The organism is Sediminihabitans luteus, assembly GCF_002797595.1.
Classification (GTDB): domain Bacteria; phylum Actinomycetota; class Actinomycetes; order Actinomycetales; family Cellulomonadaceae; genus Paraoerskovia; species Paraoerskovia lutea.
Genome location: NZ_PGFE01000004.1, coordinates 255,296 through 274,553 on the forward strand (window position 1 = coordinate 255,296; position 19,258 = coordinate 274,553).

Here is a 19,258-nt window from a genome sequence, read left to right on the forward strand (position 1 = left end):
ACCGGGCCGGCCGTGGCCGCCGACCGACCCACCCGCTGAGAGCAGGCCCCTCGTGTCCACCCCCGCCGTCCCCTCCCGCCCGCCGTCGACCGGTGCCCTGCGCGTTGCCCTGCTCGGGTGCGGCGTCGTCGGCACGCAGGTCGCCCGGGTGCTGACCCTGCACGCCGACGCGATCGCCGCGCGCGTCGGGGCCCCCGTCGAGCTCGTCGGCATCGCGGTGCGCGACGCGGGCGCGCCGCGCGACCCAGCGATCGACCGCGCGCTCCTGACGCAGGACGCGGAGGCGCTCGTCGACGCTGCCGACATCGTGGTCGAGGTCATGGGCGGCACCGAGCCGGCCCGCTCGCTGCTGCTGCGGGCGATCGAGGGCGGCGCGGCCGTCGTGACCGCGAACAAGGCGCTGCTCGCGACCGACGGGCCGACGCTCTACTCGGCCGCGGACGCCGCGGGGGTCGACATCTACTTCGAGGCCGCGGTCGCCGGGGCGATCCCGATCGTCCGGCCCGTGCGCGAGTCGCTCGCGGGCGACCACGTGCGCAAGGTGCTCGGCATCGTCAACGGCACCACGAACTACGTGCTGGACCAGATGGCCACGACGGGCCTGGGTCTCGACGAGGCCGTCGCGCAGGCGCAGGAGCTCGGCTACGCCGAGGCCGACCCGACCGCGGACGTCGAGGGGCACGACGCGGCCGCCAAGGCCGCGATCCTCGCGAGCCTCGCGTTCCACACCCGCGTCTCGCTCGACGACGTCGCGTGCGAGGGCATCACGGGCATCACAGCCGACGACGTCGCGTGGGCCGCCCAGACCGGCCACGCCGTCAAGCTGCTCGCGATCGCCGAGCGCACCGCCGAGGGCGTCTCGGCACGCGTGCACCCCGCCCTCGTGCCGCTCGACCACCCGCTCGCCGGCGTGCGCGGCGCGTTCAACGCGGTGTTCGTCGAGTCCGAGCTCGCGGGCGACCTGATGTTCTACGGCCAGGGCGCCGGGGGAGCGCCGACCGCGTCAGCCGTCATGGGCGACGTCGTCTCGGCCGCACGGCACCGCGTGCTCGGCGGCAAGGGCCCGCAGGAGTCGACCTACGCCGACCTGCCCGTCCTGCCGCCGTCGGCCGCGCTCACCCGGTACCAGGTGCGCCTCGTGGTCGCCGACCGCCCGGGCGTGCTCGCCCAGGTCGCGCACCTGCTCGCCGACCACCAGGTCTCGATCGAGGCCGTGCGCCAGGCCCCCGCGACGCCCGCCGGCGACGGCAGCGGCCCGGCCGGCGTCGCCCACCTCGTCATCACGACCCACAGCGCGACCGAGGCGGCGCTCGCAGCGACCGTCGAGGCGGTCGCCGCGCTCGAACCCGTCCACGAGATCACCTCCGTCCTGAGAGTCGAGGGAGCCTGATGGCCCACCAGTGGCGCGGCATCATCGCCGAGTACGCCGACCGTCTGCCCGCCCACCTGAGCGAGAAGATCGTGACCCTCGGCGAGGGCGGCACGCCCCTCGTCGAGGCCCCCGCGCTCTCCGAGCGCACGGGCGCGCAGGTGTTCGTCAAGGTCGAGGGCATGAACCCGACCGCGTCGTTCAAGGACCGCGGCATGACCGCCGCGATCTCGGCGGCCGCGGCCAAGGGCGCCAAGGCCGTCGTCTGCGCGTCGACCGGCAACACGTCGGCCTCGGCCGCGGCGTACGCGACGCGCGCGGGCATGGTCTGCGCGGTGCTCGTGCCGGAGGGCAAGATCGCGATGGGCAAGCTCAGCCAGGCGATCGCGCACGGCGCACGCCTGCTGCAGGTCGAGGGCAACTTCGACGACTGCCTCGTCGCGGCGCGCAAGCTCGCCGAGGCGTACCCCGTCGAGCTCGTCAACTCCGTCAACCCGGACCGCATCGAGGGCCAGAAGACCGCGGCGTTCGAGATCGTCGACGCGCTCGGCGACGCCCCGGACATCCACGTCCTTCCCGTCGGGAACGCGGGCAACATCACCGCGTACTGGAAGGGCTTCACCGAGTACGCGGCCGACGGCACGGCGTCGCGCACGCCGGCCATGTGGGGCTTCCAGGCCGCGGGCGCCGCACCCATCGTGCTCGGCCACCCCGTGACCGAGCCCGAGACGATCGCGACGGCGATCCGCATCGGGAACCCGGCCTCGTGGGCGCAGGCCGAGGCGGCGCGCGACGAGTCGGGCGGCGTCATCGAGGCCGTGACCGACGAGCAGATCCTCGCGGCGCACCGCCTGCTGTCGGCCGAGGTCGGCGTGTTCGTCGAACCCGGCTCGGCGGCGAGCGTCGCCGGGCTGCTCTCGCGCGCCGAGCGCGGGCTGGTCCCCGCGGGTGCCCGCATCACCGTCACGGTCACGGGCCACGGGCTCAAGGACCCGCAGTGGGCGCTGCGTACGGCGGACGGCGGCGAGGTGACGCCGACCACGGTCGGCGCCGACGTCGTGTCGATCGCCGACGCGCTCGACCTGGCCTGACGGCGGCGGCCATGCGGCTCGGTGCTGACCACGTGCGGGTGCGGGTGCCCGCGACGAGCGCCAACCTCGGTCCGGGGTTCGACGCGCTCGGCCTCGCCCTCGCGCTCCACGACGACGTCGAGGTGCGGGCCGTGGCGAGCGACGACGTCGTCGTCACGGTCGAGGGCGAGGGTGCGGGCGAGGTGCCCGACGACGCCACGCACCTCGTCGTGCGTGCGCTGGTCGCCGGGATCGAGCGTGCGGGCGCACCGCTGACGGGGTTCCGGGTGCACTGCACCAACCGGATCCCGCACGGACGCGGGCTCGGGTCGTCGGCCGCCGCCGTGGTCGCGGGGATCGCCGCCGCGCGCGGGCTCGTCGCCGACCCGTCGGTGCTCGACGACGCCGCGACCCTGCGCCTCGCGACCGAGTTCGAGGGCCACCCCGACAACGCCGCGCCTGCCGTGCTCGGCGGCGCCACCATCGCGTGGGACGGCGGTCCGACGCCGGAGCGCGTCCAGGGAGGCGTGCGCGCGGTCGGGCTCCCGCTGCACCCGGGCGTCGAGGCGACCGTGCTCGTGCCCACCGCGCGCCTCGCGACGAGCCGGGCGCGCGGCGTCCTGCCGGCGCAGGTGCCGCACGCCGACGCGGCCCGGACCGCGGGCCGGGCCGCCCTGCTCGTCGAGGCGCTCACGCGGCGGCCCGACCTCCTGCTCGACGCGACGCAGGACGCGCTGCACCAGGAGTACCGCAGCGACGTCATGCCCGGAAGCTGGGACCTGCTCGTCGAGCTCCGCGACGCCGGCCTCGCCGCGACGGTCTCGGGCGCGGGCCCGACGGTGCTCGTCCTGTCCGAGTCGTCGCAGCGTGAGCGTGTCGACGCGGTGCTCGCCTCGCTCGTCGGGGGAGCAGCCGAGTGGCAGGTGGCGCGGCCCGCGATCGACACGACCGGGGTGCGCGTGCGCCGGGTCCGCGGCGGGTCGGACGAGGTCGCCGTGCGCGGATGATACGCTGGACTGAGTCTTCGGCCATCGATCGGCCGACCAGCACCCGTTCCTCGGTGCTCGTGGCCACGTCGGACACCTCCACACCCGGTGCCCGACGTCGTGAGCCAGAAGACCATCCAGCCCGCGTCGTCCAGACGTCGTCGTACCGTCGACGCGCGGCTCCACTGCGTCCCGGCCGTCCTGCGCCGGGCGTCGACCACCCGCAGCCGACGACCGCACACGGTCGGGCGCGTACGAGGGGGAAGGGTCCTTCGTGACAGACACCAACGACACCGCCGCAGCCGGGACGAGCGCGGGCGGCAACGCCCGAGCGCTGTCCGCGATGCGCCTGCCCGAGCTGCAGGCGCTCGCCTCCCAGCTCGGTGTCAAGGGCACGTCCAAGATGCGCAAGAGCGACCTCGTCGACGCGATCGGCGCGGGTGCCGGCGGCTCTCGGACCGAGCGCCCGGCGAAGGCCCGTGCCAAGGCCGAGGCCCCCGCGGTCTCCGCGGACGCGACCGCCGCCGGCCAGGCATCGGTCGGCGACCCGGCCGGCGAGCCCGCCCAGAAGCGTCCCCCGCGCCGCGCCGTGCGCGCCGAGGCCGCCTCGGCGGTCGCCGCCGCGCTCAGCGAGACCTCGACCGGCACGGTCGACGCCCGCGTGAGCGACGCCGACCGCGCCGCCCGTGCGGCCGCCGCGGTCGAGACGATCGACCCCGGCGCACGCGGCAGCCGCCGCGCGGGCCGTGCGGCGGGCGCCGCCCGCACGGACCAGGCCGGCGACGCGTCGTCCGCCCGGGGCGAGGGCAAGAACGGTCAGTCGTCCGAGCAGGGCGGCAAGCAGGGCGGCCAGCGCAACGAGAACGGCCAGCGCAACGAGAACGGCCAGCGCAACGACAACGGCCAGCGCAACGACAACGGCCAGCGCAACGACAACGGCCAGCACGGCGAGAACGGCCAGCGCAACCGTCAGAACGACGGCAACCGCAACGGTCAGCGCAACGACCGGCGTGACAACGACCGGCGCGACAACGACGACCTCGAGGGCGGCTCGCGCCGTCGCCGCGGCCGTGACCGCGGTCGGGACCGCAACAAGCGCGGGCGCACGGGCCGGATCGGCCCCAACGACCTCGCGAGCCTCGACGACGTCGAGATCGCCGAGGACGACGTGCTGCTGCCCGTCGCGGGCATCCTCGACGTGCTCGACCAGTACGCGTTCGTGCGCACGAGCGGCTACCTGCCCGGCGCGAACGACGTCTACGTCTCGCTCGGCCAGGTCAAGAAGGCCGGCCTGCGTCGCGGCGACGCGATCACGGGTGCTGTGCGCCAGCCGCGCGAGGGCGAGAACCAGGGCAACCAGAACAGCGCCCGGTCCAAGTTCAACGCGCTCGTGCGCCTCGACACGGTCAACGGCCTGCCGCCGGCCGAGGCGAAGGACCGCCCGGACTTCACCAAGCTCACGCCGCTGTACCCGCAGGAGCGACTGCGCCTCGAGAACACCGAGGCGACGCGCCTGACGCCGCGCGTGATCGACATCGTCGCCCCGATCGGCAAGGGCCAGCGCGGTCTCATCGTCGCGCCGCCCAAGGCCGGCAAGACGATCATCATGCAGCAGATCGCGAACGCGATCACGACCAACAACCCTGAGGTCCACCTCATGGTCGTGCTGGTCGACGAGCGGCCCGAAGAGGTCACCGACATGGAGCGCACGGTGCGCGGCGAGATCATCGCCTCGACCTTCGACCGCCCCGCGTCGGACCACACGATCGTCGCGGAGCTCGCGATCGAGCGCGCCAAGCGCCTGGTCGAGCTGGGCCAGGACGTCGTGGTGCTGCTCGACTCGCTCACGCGTCTGTCGCGCGCCTACAACCTCGCGGCCCCCGCCTCGGGGCGCATCCTCTCGGGTGGTGTCGACGCCTCGGCGCTGTACCCGCCCAAGCGGTTCTTCGGCGCGGCGCGCAACATCGAGAACGGCGGCTCGCTCACGATCCTCGCCTCGGCGCTGGTCGAGACCGGCTCCAAGATGGACGAGGTCATCTTCGAGGAGTTCAAGGGCACCGGGAACATGGAGCTGCGGCTCTCGCGCAACCTCGCGGACAAGCGCATCTTCCCGGCGGTCGACGTCAACGCCTCGGGCACGCGCCGCGAGGAGGTGCTGCTCAGCCGTGACGAGCTCGGCATCGTCTACAAGCTGCGCCGCGTCATGGGCGCGCTCGACCAGCAGCAGGCGATCGAGCTGCTGCTCGGCAAGCTCAAGGAGACCAAGTCGAACGTCGAGTTCCTGCTCCAGGTGCAGAAGACGACGCCGGCGAACTTCGCGGACGGCGACCAGCCGGGCCGCACGGTCTGACCCGCCCGACCCTCGGTGGGGTCGGGATGATTTCCGGCCCCGCCGTGGTTCTGGCACAATGAATGGTTGGTCTGCGGTTCACGGTGGCGGTTCTCGTCACCGACCCGGAGGCACCCCACCCAAGGAGAATCCTGTGAAGTCTGACATCCACCCCGAGTACGTCGTGACCGAGGTGACCTGCACCTGCGGCAACACCTTCGTCACGCGCAGCACCGAGACCTCGGGCAAGATCAACGCGGACGTCTGCTCCGCCTGCCACCCGTTCTACACGGGCAAGCAGAAGATCCTGGACACCGGTGGCCGCGTGGCCCGCTTCCAGGCTCGCTACGGCAAGAAGGCCGAGAGCAAGTAGCGACCCCGCAGCGCCGGTGGTCCGGGCGCGTCGACAACCTCTCCAGGGGCAGTCGGCGCGCAGGACCACCGGCGCTGTCGTCTTTCCACCCCCTGCCGCTCCCTGCCTGAGGACCCCCCCGTGACCGAGTCGTTCGACGCCGTCCTTCCGCTGCTCGACGAGCACGCCGAGATCGAGCGTCAGCTCGCGGACCCGTCGGTGCACGCCGACGCGTCGCGCGCGCGTCGGCTGGGCCGGCGGTACGCCGAGCTCAACCAGGTCGTCGCGGCATACCGGGCGTGGCGGTCGGCGGTCGACGACGCGGACGCCGCGGCCGAGCTCGCGGCCGAGGACGCGGCGTTCGCCGACGAGCTCCCCGGCCTGCGGGCCGCGGCCGCGGAGACGTCCGAACGGCTGCGCCGGGTGCTGATCCCGCGCGACCCGGACGACGGGCGCGACGTGATCCTCGAGGTCAAGGCGGGCGAGGGCGGCGAGGAGTCTGCCCTGTTCGCGGGCGACCTGCTGCGCATGTACCTGCGGTACGCGGAGCGCCGGGGCTGGAAGACCGAGCTCATCGAGGCGACCGAGTCGGACCTCGGCGGCTACAAGGACGTGCAGGTCGCGATCAAGGCGCGCGGCACGACCGCGCCCGAGGACGGCGTGTGGGCGAGCCTCAAGTACGAGGGTGGCGTGCACCGGGTCCAGCGTGTGCCCGTCACGGAGTCGCAGGGGCGCATCCACACGTCGGCCGCGGGCGTGCTGGTGTTCCCCGAGGTCGAGGACGCGGGCGAGGTCGAGATCGACACCAACGACCTGCGCATCGACGTGTACCGCTCGTCGGGTCCGGGCGGCCAGTCCGTGAACACGACCGACTCGGCCGTGCGGATCACGCACGTGCCGACCGGCATCGTCGTGTCGATGCAGAACGAGAAGTCCCAGCTGCAGAACCGCGAGCAGGCGATGCGCGTGCTCCGCGCGCGCCTCCTGGCCGCGCAGCAGGAGGCCGCGGCGGCCGAGTCCGCCGAGCTGCGCCGCTCGCAGGTGCGCACGGTCGACCGTTCGGAGCGCATCCGCACGTACAACTTCCCGGAGAACCGGATCGCGGACCACCGCACGGGGTACAAGGCGTACAACCTCGACCACGTGCTCGACGGCGACCTCGAGCCCGTCGTCCGCTCGGCGATCGAGGCCGACGAGGCCGCGCGGCTCGCCGCCGCGGGCCAGTGACCCCCGCCGGTCCGGAGGCCGGGCTGCCCGCGGACGTCGCGGGCGCCGTCCGGTCGCTCGTGGCCCGTCTCGCCGCGGCGGGCGTGCCCACGCCCCGCGTCGACGCCGAGCTGCTCGTCGCGCACGCCGTGGGCGTGGACCGCGGCGCGGTGCAGCACGCGGCGCTGCTCGGGCGCACGGTCGACGAGCTCGCCGGGCCGGGGGAGGGGGACGCCGCGCGCGACCGGATCGCGACCCTCGCCGCGCGCCGCGCCGCGCGCGAGCCGCTCCAGCACCTGACCGGCCGGGCGCCGTTCCGCCATCTCGAGCTCGCGGTCGGCCCCGGCGTGTTCGTGCCGCGGCCCGAGACCGAGGAGGTCGCGCGGCACGCGATCGAGGAGACGGCCGCGGTCGTCGCCCGCGAGGGCGCTGCGGTCGTCGTCGACCTGTGCACGGGGTCGGGCGCGATCGCCCTCGCCGTCGCGACCGAGGTCCCGGGCGCCGTCGTGCACGCCGTCGAGCTGGACCGTGCGGCCCACGCCTGGGCGGCGCGCAACGTCGCGGACGTCGCGCGCGACGCGGGCGCCCCCGTGCACCTGATCCGTGGCGACGCGCGGACCGCGCTCGGCGAGCTCGACGGCGGCTGCGACGTCGTCGTGTCGAACCCGCCCTACGTGCCGCCGGACGCGGTGCCGCGCGACCCCGAGGTCGCCGAGCACGACCCGGCGGTCGCGCTCTACGGGCTCGGGGCGGACGGGCTCGAGGTTCCGCGGGGCGTCGCCCGGGCGGCCGCGCGTCTGCTGCGCCCCGGAGGGCTGTTCGTCATGGAGCACGCCGAGGTGCAGGCCGAGGCCGCACGCGCCATGGTCGAGGCCGCGGGGTTCGCCGACGTGCGCACCGTGCAGGACCTCACCGGCCGGGACCGCGCGACCCTGGCACGCAGGATCCTGCGGCCGTGAAAGACTGGACCCCGTGAGTTCTGCCCTGCACAACGTCCAGGACCCGGCGAGCTGGGGTCCGTCGATCGACGAGGCCGTCAACGCGGTCTCCCGCGGCGCCCTCGTGGTGCTGCCCACCGACACGGTCTACGGGATCGGCGCGAACGCGTTCGACGCCCCGGCGGTCGCCGCGCTGCTCGCGGCCAAGGGTCGGGGCCGGCAGATGCCGCCGCCCGTGCTCGTGGCCGACCTGCGCACGCTCGACGGCCTCGCGACCGACGTGCCCGACGACGCGCGCGCCCTCGCCGAGCGGTTCTGGCCCGGCGGCCTGACCATCATCTGCACCGCCCAGCCGTCCCTCGCCTGGGACCTCGGCGACACGCACGGCACGGTCGCGCTGCGCATGCCCGACCACCCCGCGGCCCTCGCGCTGCTGCGCCGCACGGGCCCGCTCGCGGTCTCGAGCGCCAACCGCACGGGGAACCCGGCGGCCCTCGACGCGGCCGACGCGTGCGAGCAGCTCGGCGAGTCCGTCGCGGTCTACCTCGACGGCGGCACCGCCCCCGGCGGCGTCGCCTCGACGATCGTCGACGCGACCGGCGGACGCCTGCGCGTCGTGCGCCAGGGAGCGATCACGCTCGACCAGCTCCGCGAGGTCGCGCCCGTCGAGGGCGCGGAACCCGGGGACGCCGCCCGTTGAGGGTCTACGTCCTGATCATGGTCATCGCGGCCACGGTCACGTTCCTGCTCACCCCGTTCGCGCGGTGGGTCGCGATCAGGACCAACGCGATCTCCGCCGTCCGCGCGCGCGACGTGCACACCGTGCCGACCCCGCGGCTCGGCGGGATCGCGATCACCCTGGGCTTCGCGGTCGCGGTCGCGTTCGGCAGCCGGATGCCGTTCCTCGAGGGCGTGTTCGCCCGCGACGACCAGGCCTGGGCGGTGGTCGGCGCCGCGGCGCTCGTGTGCCTGCTCGGCTGGGCGGACGACGTGTGGGACCTCGACTGGATGACCAAGCTCGCGGGCCAGTGCCTCGCGGCCGGGTTCCTCGCCTTCGCGGGCGTGCAGCTCATCACGCTGCCGATCTTCGGGCGCACCATCACCTCGGGGCCGACGTCGCTGTTCCTCACCGTCTTCGTCGTGGTGCTCGCCATGAACGCGGTCAACTTCGTCGACGGGCTCGACGGCCTCGCCGCCGGGGTCATCGCGATCGGCGGCTCGGCGTTCTTCCTCTACACCTACCTGCTGACCAGGTTCACGAGCGCCGCGGACTTCTCGAGCCTCGCGACGCTGCTCATGGCCGCGCTCGTCGGCGTGTGCCTCGGGTTCCTGCCGCACAACTTCAACCCCGCCCGGATCTTCATGGGGGACTCCGGCTCGATGGTGCTCGGCCTCGTGATCGCCGCGGCCGGCATCATCGTCACGGGCCGCATCGACCCCGACACGATCAACCGCACGCAGTCCGTGCCCGCGTTCGTGCCGATCCTGCTCCCGCTCGCGGTGCTCATGCTGCCGCTGCTCGACTTCGGGCTCGCCGTGGTGCGCCGGCTGTCGCAGGGCAAGAGCCCGTTCCACCCCGACCGCATGCACCTGCACCACCGCATGCTCCAGCTCGGGCACTCCAAGCGCCGCGCGGTCGTCATCCTGTACGTGTGGACGGCCGTGTTCGCCTACAGCACGCTCGCGCTGTTCTTCTGGCCGTGGCGGCAGGTGCTCGCCGGGACCGTGATCGCCGCGGCGGTCGCGATCCTCGTGACGCTCGGCCCGCTGCGCACGCGCGGCCGGTTCCTCGACGACGAGCCGGCGACCGCGGCCCCCGCACTGCACGACGAGCGACCCTGAAGGACGCGACCCTGAACGACGAGCGACCCAGAACGACCATGCACGACGATCGAGCACGCCCCGCCGTCCGACCCTCGAAGGAACCCACGATGAGCAGCACCGACGCACCCACGCCCGGCACCGGACCCGAGCCGCGCAAGCCCGCCGGCGCGGGGCGCGACGTCTTCCGCACCGCCCTGCGCGACGTCGCGATCCTGCTCGCCGGGCTCGCGGTGCTCGGGGTCGGCATCGGCGCGCTGGTCGCGGGCGTCGCCGGCGTGTGGGGCGCCCTGCTCGGCGTCGCGCTCGCGGCGATCTTCTCGCTCACGACGGTCTGGACGATGTACCGCACCGCGGAGTCGAGCCCGACGACCATGGCGGCGGCCGTGATGGGCGGGTGGCTCGCGAAGATGGTCGTGCTGGTCGTCGCCCTCGCGGTGCTGCGCGGCATGGACTTCTACGACGTGCCCGTCTTCGCGACCGTGCTGCTGGTCGGCGCGGTGGGCTCGGCGCTCGTCGACTACCGCGCGGTGACGCGTGCACGCATCCCGTACGTGGACCCCGACGCCTCCTGAAACGCTGCTCGGGGCACCAGCGCACGGCGTGTCGTCGGCGTGTCGCACCGCCCGGCTCCCGCAGGATGCTGCGGCTGGGTGGGATCCGTCACCTGGGCGGTCCCGAGCAGTACGAGCGTGCAGGACTGCTCCCGGGATGCGTTAGGCTACTCACGAATCCATGACGGCCAGGTCCGACGGCGTGCCCACGACATCATGTCGAACAGCGCGGGACCCAAGACCACTGGGAGTCCACCCTGTTCACCCTCGCGACCCCCCTGGCCTTTGCCGCTTCCGGTGAAGGCGAGAGCGGCGGCTTCCACGCCCCGACGATCGCCGACTTCTTCCCGCCCACGATCTTCGGCGAAGGCACGTTCTACGAGTTCAACCGTGTCCAGCTGATCCGGATCATCGCGACCGTCGTGCTGCTGACGATCTTCGTGATCGCGGCCAACCGCGCACGGCTCGTGCCGAACCGGTTCCAGAACGCGATCGAGATGATCCTCGACTTCGTCCGAGTGAACGTGATCGAGGAGATCATGGGCACCGAGCGGTCGAAGAAGTACGTCAAGATGATCACGACGATCTTCCTGACGGTCCTCGCGTTCAACCTCACGGGCATCATCCCGGGGCTCAACCTGGCCGGCACCGCCCTGATCGGCGTCCCCCTGCTGCTCGCGCTGTGGGTGTTCGTCGCCTACTGGGTCGCGGGCATCAAGAAGCACGGGTTCGGCGGCTACCTGAAGGCCAACCTGTTCCCCCCGGGGATCCCGGCACCGATCTACGTGATCGTCGCGCCGATCGAGCTGCTCCAGATCCTCATCATCCGGCCGGCCTCCCTGGCCATCCGACTCGTCGCCAACATGGTCGCCGGGCACATCATGCTCGTGCTCTGCTTCTCGGCGACGCAGTTCTTCCTCATCGAGTCGAGCGGGGGGATGAAGGCCTTCGGTGTCCTCACCTTCGCGGGCGGCTTCGCGTTCACCCTCTTCGAGCTCCTGGTCGCAGGTCTGCAGGCGTACATCTTCGCCCTGCTCGCCGCGGTCTACATCAACATGTCGCTCGAGGAAGAGCACTGACCCGCCGGGTCACCCGAGCTTCACCCACCCAGTCGCTGTAACAACGAGACGTCGGCCGCACCGGTCCGACGCCCAACGGAAGGAACGAGCAATCGTGGACGTCACCACTCTCGCCGAGGTCACCGGCAACATCGGGACCGTGGGCTACGGCCTCGCCGCGATCGGCCCGGGCATCGGCCTCGGCATCCTCATCGGCAAGACGATCGAGGGCATCGCCCGCCAGCCCGAGGTCGCCGGCCAGCTCCGCGCCACCATGTTCCTCGGTGTCGCGTTCGTCGAGCTCCTCGCGCTGCTCGGCATCGTCGCCGGCTTCCTGTTCACCGCGTGATGTCGGCGCTCACCAGCGCTGCCGTTCTCGCCGCGGAGTCCGGCACGGAGCCCGAGGGCATCGACCTGTTCCTGCCGGCCACGTACGACATCTTCTGGTCGGCGGTGGTCCTCGTGATCATCGCGGTCGTGTTCTACAAGGTGGTCCTGCCCAAGTTCCAGGTCATCTTCGACGAGCGCACCGAGAAGATCGAGGGCGGGCTCAAGCAGGCCGAGACCGCGCAGGCCGAGGCAGCCGCGGCACTCGCGGAGTACCACCAGCAGCTCCAGGAGGCCCGCACTGAGGCCGCCAAGATCCGCGAGGAGGCGCGCGCCGAGGGCTCTGCCATCGTCGACGACCTGCGGGCCAAGGCGAGCGAGGACGCGGCACGCATCGTCGAGACGGCACACCGTCAGATCGAGGCCGAGCGCCAGCAGGCGTCCGTCTCGCTCCGCACGGAGGTCGGCTCGCTCGCGACCGAGCTCGCGTCGAAGATCGTCGGCGAGTCCCTCGAGGACGCCGCGCGCCAGTCGCGCGTGGTCGACCGCTTCCTCGAGGACCTCGAAGCAGCCGGATCCGGCGCGGCCTCCGCGGCCGGTGCCGGGACGAACAGCAAGGAGAAGTGATGCGAGGGACGAGCGGGGCATCCCTGTCCCAGGCGCGGGAACGGTTCGAGCCGGTCCTGCGGGCCGCGGGCACCGAGTCGCTCGAGCTCGGCGAGCAGCTGTTCGCCGTCGCGCGTGCGCTCGACGGCTCCGCGACGCTCCGCCGGTCCCTCGCCGACCCCTCCCGTTCGGGTGCGGACAAGGCCTCCCTGGTGACCGGGATCCTCTCCGGCGGCTTCGACGGCCGGGTCGTCGACCTGGTCTCGGGCGTCGTGCGCGACCGCTGGGCCGCCGAGAGCGACCTCGCGGACGCGGTCGAGCACCTGGCGCTCGACGCCGTGCTCGCCTCGGCCGAGGCGCGCGGAGCGCTCGAGACCGTCGAGGACGAGCTCTTCCGCTTCACGCGGGCGCTCAGCGGTGCGCGCGAGGCGCGGGCCGTGCTCTCGGACCCGACCACGGACCCGGCGCGGCGCACCACGCTCGTCGAGACCCTGCTCGCCGAGGCGGACCCGGCGACGCTCGTGCTCGCCCGGCGCGCGACGTCCGACCTTCGTGGTCGCCGTTACGTCGCGACGCTGCTGTGGTTCGGCGAGGTCGCGGCAGACCGGCGCAAGCGACTCGTCGCGAGCGTCGTCTCGGGCAGCGTCATGAGCCAGGAGCAGATGGACCGCCTCGCGGCGGCCCTCGAGCGCTCCTACGGGCGCGCGGTCCAGCTCAACGTGACCGTCGACCCGGCCGTGATCGGCGGGCTGCGCGTGCAGGTCGGCGCGGACGTCATCGACTCGACCGTCCTCGGACGGCTCGCCGACGCACGTCGTCGTCTGGCCGGCTGACCATGCAGGGCACCAGCACCGCGCGGGCCACGGTCCGCGCACGACAGAGTACTTTCGACCGCGTGATGCGGCCACGACAGGAGAAGAGCAATGGCTGAGCTGACGATCCGGCCGGAGGAGATCCGGGCCGCTCTGGACAGCTTCGTGAAGTCCTACGAGCCCGAGGGCACGGTCGCCGAGGAGGTGGGCCGTGTCGCCATGGCCGCCGACGGCATCGCGCAGGTCGAGGGCCTCCCGGGCGCGATGGCGAACGAGCTGCTGCGGTTCGAGGACGGGACCCTGGGTCTCGCGCTGAACCTCGACGTGCGCCAGATCGGTGTCGTCGTCCTCGGCGAGTTCACCGGCATCGAGGAGGGCCAGGAGGTCCGTCGCACGGGCGAGGTCCTCTCGGTCCCCGTCGGTGACGGCTACCTCGGCCGCGTCGTCGACCCGCTCGGCAACCCGATCGACGGCCTCGGCGAGCTCGAGACCGAGGGCCGCCGCGCCCTCGAGCTCCAGGCGCCGGGCGTCATGGACCGCAAGTCGGTCGACGAGCCGCTCCAGACGGGCCTCAAGGCGATCGACGCCATGATCCCGATCGGTCGCGGTCAGCGTCAGCTCATCATCGGCGACCGCCAGACCGGCAAGACCGCGATCGCGATCGACACGATCATCAACCAGAAGGCGAACTGGGAGTCGGGCGACCCCAGCAAGCAGGTGCGCTGCATCTACGTCGCGATCGGTCAGAAGGGCTCGACCATCGCGTCGGTGCGCGGCGCCCTCGAGGAGGCCGGCGCGCTCGAGTACACGACGATCGTCGCCGCTCCCGCCTCGGACCCCGCGGGCTTCAAGTACCTCGCCCCGTACACCGGCTCGGCCATCGGCCAGCACTGGATGTACGGCGGCAAGCACGTCCTCATCGTGTTCGACGACCTGTCGAAGCAGGCCGAGGCGTACCGTGCCGTGTCGCTGCTGCTGCGTCGTCCGCCGGGGCGCGAGGCCTACCCGGGTGACGTCTTCTACCTGCACTCCCGTCTGCTCGAGCGTTGTGCGAAGCTCTCGGACGAGCTCGGCGGCGGTTCGATGACGGGTCTGCCGGTCATCGAGACCAAGGCCAACGACGTCTCGGCGTACATCCCGACGAACGTCATCTCGATCACCGACGGCCAGATCTTCCTGCAGTCGGACCTCTTCAACGCCGACCAGCGTCCCGCGGTCGACGTCGGCATCTCGGTGTCGCGCGTCGGTGGTGCGGCACAGGTCAAGGCCATGAAGCAGGTCTCCGGCACGCTCAAGCTCGAGCTCGCGCAGTTCCGTTCGCTCGAGGCGTTCGCGATGTTCGCGTCCGACCTCGACGCGGCCTCGCGCGGCCAGCTGCAGCGTGGTGCGGTGCTCATGGAACTGCTCAAGCAGGGCCAGTACACGCCGTACGCGGTCGAGGACCAGGTCGTCTCGATCTGGGCCGGCACCAAGGGCAAGCTCGACGACGTCCCGGTCGAGGACGTGCGTCGCTTCGAGTCCGAGCTGCTCGACCACCTGCGCCGCCACTCCGACGTCCTCGGCACGATCGCCTCGACGGGCAAGCTCGTCAGCGAGACCGAGCAGGCTCTGAGCGACGCGGTCGACGAGTTCCGCAACGGCTTCCTGAAGGCGGACGGCTCGCCGCTCGTCGGCGGGGAGTCCGAGCAGGACGAGGTCGAGGTCGAGCAGGAGCAGATCGTTCGTCAGAAGAAGGCCTGACGATGGCGGGATCCCAGCGCGTCTACAAGCAGCGGATCAAGTCGACGCAGTCCCTCAAGAAGATGTTCCGCGCGCAGGAGCTCATCGCTGCGTCGCGCATCGGCAAGGCGCGCGCGCGCACGGCGGCAGCATCGCCGTACGCGCGGGCGCTGACCCGGGCCGTCTCCGCGGTCGCGTCGCACACGAACGTCACGCACCCGCTGACCTCCCCCCAGGAGTCGACGCGGGCCGCGGTCCTCGTGATCGCGTCCGACCGCGGCATGGCCGGCGCCTACTCGGCGTCGATCCTGCGCGAGGCCGAGCGTCTGATCGCGCGGCTCACGGGCGAGGGCAAGCAGGTCTCCCTGTACGCCTCCGGCCGGCGGGCGATCACGTACTTCCGGTTCCGCGGTCGTGAGCTCGCGGGCTCGTGGGCCGAGGGCTCGGACTCCCCGGAGTCGAGCACTGCGGCGGACATCTCGAGCACGCTGCTCGAGGCGTTCCTCGCGCCCGACTCCGAGGGTGGCGTCGGCGAGCTGCACGTCGTGCACACGCAGTTCGTGAACATGGTGACCCAGCGTCCGCGCGTGGTCCGCATGCTCCCGCTCGAGGTCGTCGAGGGCGTCTCGGTGCCGGGGGAGGACGACGTGCTCCCGCTGTACGACTTCGAGCCGTCGCCCGAGGCCGTGCTCGACGCGCTGCTGCCGCGGTACGTCCGCAGCCGCATCTTCAGCTGCCTGCTCGAGTCCGCGGCGTCGGAGCTCGCTGCCCGCCAGCGGGCGATGCACACCGCGGTCGACAACGCCGAGGACCTGATCCGGACGTACACGCGTCTGGCCAACCAGGCCCGCCAGGCGGACATCACGCAGGAGATCTCCGAGATCGTCTCGGGCGCCGACGCGCTCGCGTCGGCGTGAGGCCCGTGCGCGACATGACCATCCAGACCAGCACTGACACCGCCGGAGTCGCCTCCGGCCCTTCGAAGCGAGGCCAGAAATGACCGCCACCACCGTGGAAGCCCAGGTCGAGCACCAGAGCGGACCCGGCGTGGGCCGTGTCGCGCGCGTGATCGGCCCCGTCGTGGACATCGAGTTCCCCGAGGACGCGATCCCCGACATCTACAACGCGCTGACCGTCGACATCGACCTCTCGTCCCAGGGCGAGGGCGAGAAGTCCTTCACGCTCAAGCTCGAGGTCGCGCAGCACCTCGGCGACTCGCTCGTGCGGGCGATCGCCCTCAAGCCCACCGACGGCCTCGTGCGCGGCGCCGTGGTGACCGACACCGGCGCGCCGATCTCGGTGCCCGTCGGCGACATCACCAAGGGCAAGGTCTTCGACGTGACCGGGGAGGTGCTCAACCTCAAGGAGGGCGAGACCTTCGAGGTCACCGAGCGCTGGCCCATCCACCGCAAGCCCCCGGCGTTCGACCAGCTCGAGTCGAAGACGCAGATGTTCGAGACCGGCATCAAGGTCATCGACCTGCTCACGCCGTACGTCCAGGGTGGCAAGATCGGTCTCTTCGGTGGTGCGGGCGTCGGCAAGACGGTCCTCATCCAGGAGATGATCCAGCGTGTCGCGCTGAACCACGGTGGTGTGTCGGTGTTCGCCGGTGTCGGCGAGCGCACCCGTGAGGGCAACGACCTCATCGTCGAGATGGAGGAGGCGGGCGTCTTCGACAAGACGGCCCTCGTCTTCGGCCAGATGGACGAGCCGCCGGGCACGCGTCTGCGCGTGGCCCTCTCGGCCCTGACGATGGCGGAGTACTTCCGCGACGTCCAGAAGCAGGACGTGCTCCTGTTCATCGACAACATCTTCCGCTTCACGCAGGCGGGTTCCGAGGTCTCGACGCTGCTCGGCCGCATGCCGTCCGCGGTGGGCTACCAGCCGAACCTCGCCGACGAGATGGGTCTGCTGCAGGAGCGCATCACCTCGACGCGTGGTCACTCGATCACGTCGCTCCAGGCGATCTACGTGCCTGCCGACGACTACACCGACCCGGCGCCGGCGACGACCTTTGCGCACCTCGACGCGACGACCGAGCTCTCGCGCGAGATCGCGTCGAAGGGCCTCTACCCGGCCGTCGACCCGCTCGCGTCGACGTCGCGCATCCTCGACCCGCGCTACGTGGGCCAGGCGCACTACGACGCGGCGACCCGCGTCAAGTCGATCCTGCAGCGCAACAAGGAGCTCCAGGACATCATCGCGATCCTCGGTGTCGACGAGCTCTCGGAGGAGGACAAGACGGTCGTGGCGCGTGCGCGCCGCATCCAGCAGTTCCTCTCGCAGAACACCTACATGGCCGAGAAGTTCACGGGCGTCGTCGGTTCGACGGTCCCGCTGACGGAGACCATCGAGGCGTTCACGAAGATCGCCGACGGCGAGTTCGACCACATCGCCGAGCAGGCCTTCTACAACATCGGTGGCCTCGAGGACCTCGAGCGCAACTGGGCCAAGATCCAGAAGGAGTACGGCGCCTGAGACCCGCGTGCTGCTGCGCCCCGCCCCGGCGGGGCGCAGCACCCGGGGTCCCGGTGACCCGTACGGCCGACCCGCTTCCAAGGAGTTCCCAGTGGCACATCTGAACGTGGACGTCGTCGCGACGGACCGCAAGGTCTGGTCGGGCGAGGCTCGCATGGTGAGCGCCCCCGCCGCCGACGGCGAGATCGGCATCCTCGCAGGGCACTCGCCGCTCCTGGCGGTGCTGCGTCAGGGTGCGCTGCGCATCACCCCGACCGACGGCGAGGCGCTCAGCGCGACCGTCTCCGGTGGGTTCATCTCGGTCGACGACAACCAGGTGACCATCGTCGCGGACGACGTCGAGGTCGCCACGGCGACCGCCGGACGCTGAGCGAGGCCCTCGCGTGACGCCCGTCGCCTGGACCGCGGTCGTGCTGGTCGCGGTCGTGCTGGTGGCCGTGGTGCTGGGTGCCGTGCGCCTGCGCGGGCTCAACCGGCGGCTCGGCTCGTTCGAGTGCGGCCTGCGTGCGGGCGGTTCGCGCACGGGCTGGGTCGCGGGCGTCGCGGTGTACGGCGCGGGGCGCATCGACTGGTGGCGCTACTGGTCCGTGTCGGTGCGTCCGGCCCGGGTCTGGCGTCGCGAGGAGGTCCTCGTCAAGGGCCGCGTCCCGCTCGACTCGGTCGGGCAGCAGGACCAGTACCTCGTGCAGTGCACCTGTGCGGGGGAGGAGCTCGAGCTCGTCATGTCGACCGAGGCGTACGCCGGGCTCACCGCCTGGCTCGAGGCCGCACCGCCGAGCGTGCGCGGCCTCGTGGTCTGACCCGCCCGTCGTCCGACCCGCCCGTCGTCCGGCCGGGCCGTCCGCCGTGCCAGCCACGCGTCGTCCGAAGGTCGGCGCGAACCATCGTCGAGGGGACGTCCCGTGAGGCTCGTCGTGGCGGAGTGCTCCGCCCACTACACCGGCCGGCTCTCGGCCCACCTGCCGCTCGCGCGGCGGCTGATCGTCGTCAAGGCCGACGGCAGCGTGCTGCTGCACTCGGACGGCGGCTCGTACAAGCCGCTCAACTGGATGAGCCCGCCGTGCGCCATGGCGACGACGGCGCCCGACGACGTCGCGCGCGAGCGTGGCGTGACGGCGGTGTGGACCGTGCAGCACGCCAAGAGCGACGACCGTCTCGAGATCGAGCTGCACGAGGTCTTCCACGACAGCGCGCACGAGCTCGGGGTCGACCCGGGCCTGATCAAGGACGGCGTCGAGGCGCACCTGCAGGAGATGCTCGCGGCGCAGATCACGCTGCTCGGCGACGGGCACACCCTCGTGCGGCGCGAGTACATGACCGCGATCGGCCCGGTCGACATCCTCGCCAAGGACCCGACCGGGGCGTCGGTCGCGATCGAGATCAAGCGGCGCGGCGACATCGACGGCGTCGAGCAGCTCACGCGGTACCTCGACCTCATGAACCGTGACCCCTTGCTGGCGCCCGTGCGCGGGATCTTCGCGGCGCAGGAGATCAAGCCGCAGGCGCGCGTGCTGGCCACGGACCGCGGCATCGAGTGCCTCATCCTCGACTACGACGCCATGAAGGGCGTCGACGACGTCGACTCGCGTCTCTTCTGAGGTTCGTCCCGGCTTTTGTGCAGGGCCCGGAGGAA

Annotated in this window: 20 protein-coding genes; all 20 read left to right on the forward strand. The window is 72.3% G+C overall.

The window, feature by feature from the left end; genetic code table 11:
- Positions 1–52 precede the first annotated feature (52 nt).
- The 20 genes from CLV28_RS12590 to nucS all read left to right on the forward strand — a co-directional run bounded on the left by CLV28_RS12590 (position 53) and on the right by nucS (position 19,223).
- Complete coding sequence (locus tag CLV28_RS12590) at positions 53–1,390, forward strand: homoserine dehydrogenase (protein ID WP_100423667.1); 1,338 nt, start codon at positions 53–55, stop codon at positions 1,388–1,390.
- Positions 1,390–2,460, forward strand: coding sequence for a threonine synthase (gene thrC / locus CLV28_RS12595; RefSeq protein WP_100423668.1), 1,071 nt, complete (start codon positions 1,390–1,392; stop codon positions 2,458–2,460). The genes CLV28_RS12590 and thrC overlap by 1 nt, the downstream gene beginning before the upstream one ends.
- 11 nt (positions 2,461–2,471) lie before the next feature.
- Complete coding sequence (thrB, locus tag CLV28_RS12600) at positions 2,472–3,446, forward strand: homoserine kinase (protein WP_100423669.1); 975 nt, start codon at positions 2,472–2,474, stop codon at positions 3,444–3,446.
- 253 nt (positions 3,447–3,699) lie between these two features.
- Positions 3,700–5,775 (forward strand): transcription termination factor Rho, encoded by a 2,076-nt coding sequence (gene rho, locus CLV28_RS12605; RefSeq protein WP_100423670.1) that lies wholly within the window; start codon positions 3,700–3,702, stop codon positions 5,773–5,775.
- A 133-nt stretch (positions 5,776–5,908) separates the two neighbouring features.
- Entirely contained in the window at positions 5,909–6,127 is a 219-nt protein-coding gene (gene rpmE / locus CLV28_RS12610; RefSeq protein WP_100423671.1) for a 50S ribosomal protein L31, read from the forward strand.
- Positions 6,128–6,247: 120 nt separating this feature from the next.
- Positions 6,248–7,333 carry a peptide chain release factor 1 gene (prfA, locus tag CLV28_RS12615; protein ID WP_100423672.1) on the forward strand — a complete coding sequence of 362 codons (1,086 nt, stop codon included), beginning with the start codon at positions 6,248–6,250 and terminating at the stop codon, positions 7,331–7,333.
- Positions 7,330–8,271, forward strand: a complete 942-nt coding sequence (prmC, locus tag CLV28_RS12620) for a peptide chain release factor N(5)-glutamine methyltransferase (protein ID WP_100423673.1) — start codon at positions 7,330–7,332, stop codon at positions 8,269–8,271. Before prfA ends, prmC begins: the two co-directional genes overlap by 4 nt.
- 13 nt (positions 8,272–8,284) lie before the next feature.
- On the forward strand, positions 8,285–8,950 hold the full coding sequence (locus CLV28_RS12625) for an L-threonylcarbamoyladenylate synthase (RefSeq protein WP_308440396.1): 666 nt from the start codon (positions 8,285–8,287) through the stop codon (positions 8,948–8,950).
- Positions 8,947–10,092: an MraY family glycosyltransferase gene (locus CLV28_RS12630; RefSeq protein WP_100423674.1), complete on the forward strand. Its 1,146-nt coding sequence runs from the start codon at positions 8,947–8,949 to the stop codon at positions 10,090–10,092. The genes CLV28_RS12625 and CLV28_RS12630 overlap by 4 nt, the downstream gene beginning before the upstream one ends.
- A gap of 89 nt (positions 10,093–10,181) precedes the next feature.
- Entirely contained in the window at positions 10,182–10,646 is a 465-nt protein-coding gene (locus CLV28_RS12635) for a Cg1360 family ATP-synthase-associated protein (RefSeq protein ID WP_100423675.1), read from the forward strand.
- Positions 10,647–11,047: 401 nt separating this feature from the next.
- Positions 11,048–11,704 carry a F0F1 ATP synthase subunit A gene (gene atpB / locus CLV28_RS12640; RefSeq protein ID WP_239073333.1) on the forward strand — a complete coding sequence of 219 codons (657 nt, stop codon included), beginning with the start codon at positions 11,048–11,050 and terminating at the stop codon, positions 11,702–11,704.
- 94 nt (positions 11,705–11,798) lie between these two features.
- Positions 11,799–12,032 carry an ATP synthase F0 subunit C gene (locus tag CLV28_RS12645; protein ID WP_100423677.1) on the forward strand — a complete coding sequence of 78 codons (234 nt, stop codon included), beginning with the start codon at positions 11,799–11,801 and terminating at the stop codon, positions 12,030–12,032.
- The gene (locus CLV28_RS12650) at positions 12,032–12,637 is read left to right on the forward strand and encodes a F0F1 ATP synthase subunit B (protein ID WP_100423678.1); all 606 of its coding nucleotides are present in this window, start codon (positions 12,032–12,034) and stop codon (positions 12,635–12,637) included. Before CLV28_RS12645 ends, CLV28_RS12650 begins: the two co-directional genes overlap by 1 nt.
- Complete coding sequence (locus CLV28_RS12655; RefSeq protein WP_100423756.1) at positions 12,637–13,449, forward strand: F0F1 ATP synthase subunit delta; 813 nt, start codon at positions 12,637–12,639, stop codon at positions 13,447–13,449. Before CLV28_RS12650 ends, CLV28_RS12655 begins: the two co-directional genes overlap by 1 nt.
- 90 nt (positions 13,450–13,539) lie before the next feature.
- Complete coding sequence (atpA, locus tag CLV28_RS12660) at positions 13,540–15,168, forward strand: F0F1 ATP synthase subunit alpha (protein WP_100423679.1); 1,629 nt, start codon at positions 13,540–13,542, stop codon at positions 15,166–15,168.
- A gap of 2 nt (positions 15,169–15,170) precedes the next feature.
- Complete coding sequence (locus CLV28_RS12665; protein ID WP_100423680.1) at positions 15,171–16,064, forward strand: F0F1 ATP synthase subunit gamma; 894 nt, start codon at positions 15,171–15,173, stop codon at positions 16,062–16,064.
- A gap of 79 nt (positions 16,065–16,143) precedes the next feature.
- Positions 16,144–17,625 carry a F0F1 ATP synthase subunit beta gene (atpD, locus tag CLV28_RS12670; RefSeq protein WP_100423681.1) on the forward strand — a complete coding sequence of 494 codons (1,482 nt, stop codon included), beginning with the start codon at positions 16,144–16,146 and terminating at the stop codon, positions 17,623–17,625.
- Positions 17,626–17,716: 91 nt separating this feature from the next.
- The gene (locus CLV28_RS12675; protein ID WP_100423682.1) at positions 17,717–17,995 is read left to right on the forward strand and encodes a F0F1 ATP synthase subunit epsilon; all 279 of its coding nucleotides are present in this window, start codon (positions 17,717–17,719) and stop codon (positions 17,993–17,995) included.
- 13 nt (positions 17,996–18,008) lie between these two features.
- Positions 18,009–18,425, forward strand: a complete 417-nt coding sequence (locus CLV28_RS12680) for a DUF2550 domain-containing protein (RefSeq protein WP_100423683.1) — start codon at positions 18,009–18,011, stop codon at positions 18,423–18,425.
- Between the two features lie 102 nt (positions 18,426–18,527).
- Positions 18,528–19,223 carry an endonuclease NucS gene (gene nucS / locus CLV28_RS12685; protein ID WP_100423684.1) on the forward strand — a complete coding sequence of 232 codons (696 nt, stop codon included), beginning with the start codon at positions 18,528–18,530 and terminating at the stop codon, positions 19,221–19,223.
- Positions 19,224–19,258 lie beyond the last annotated feature (35 nt).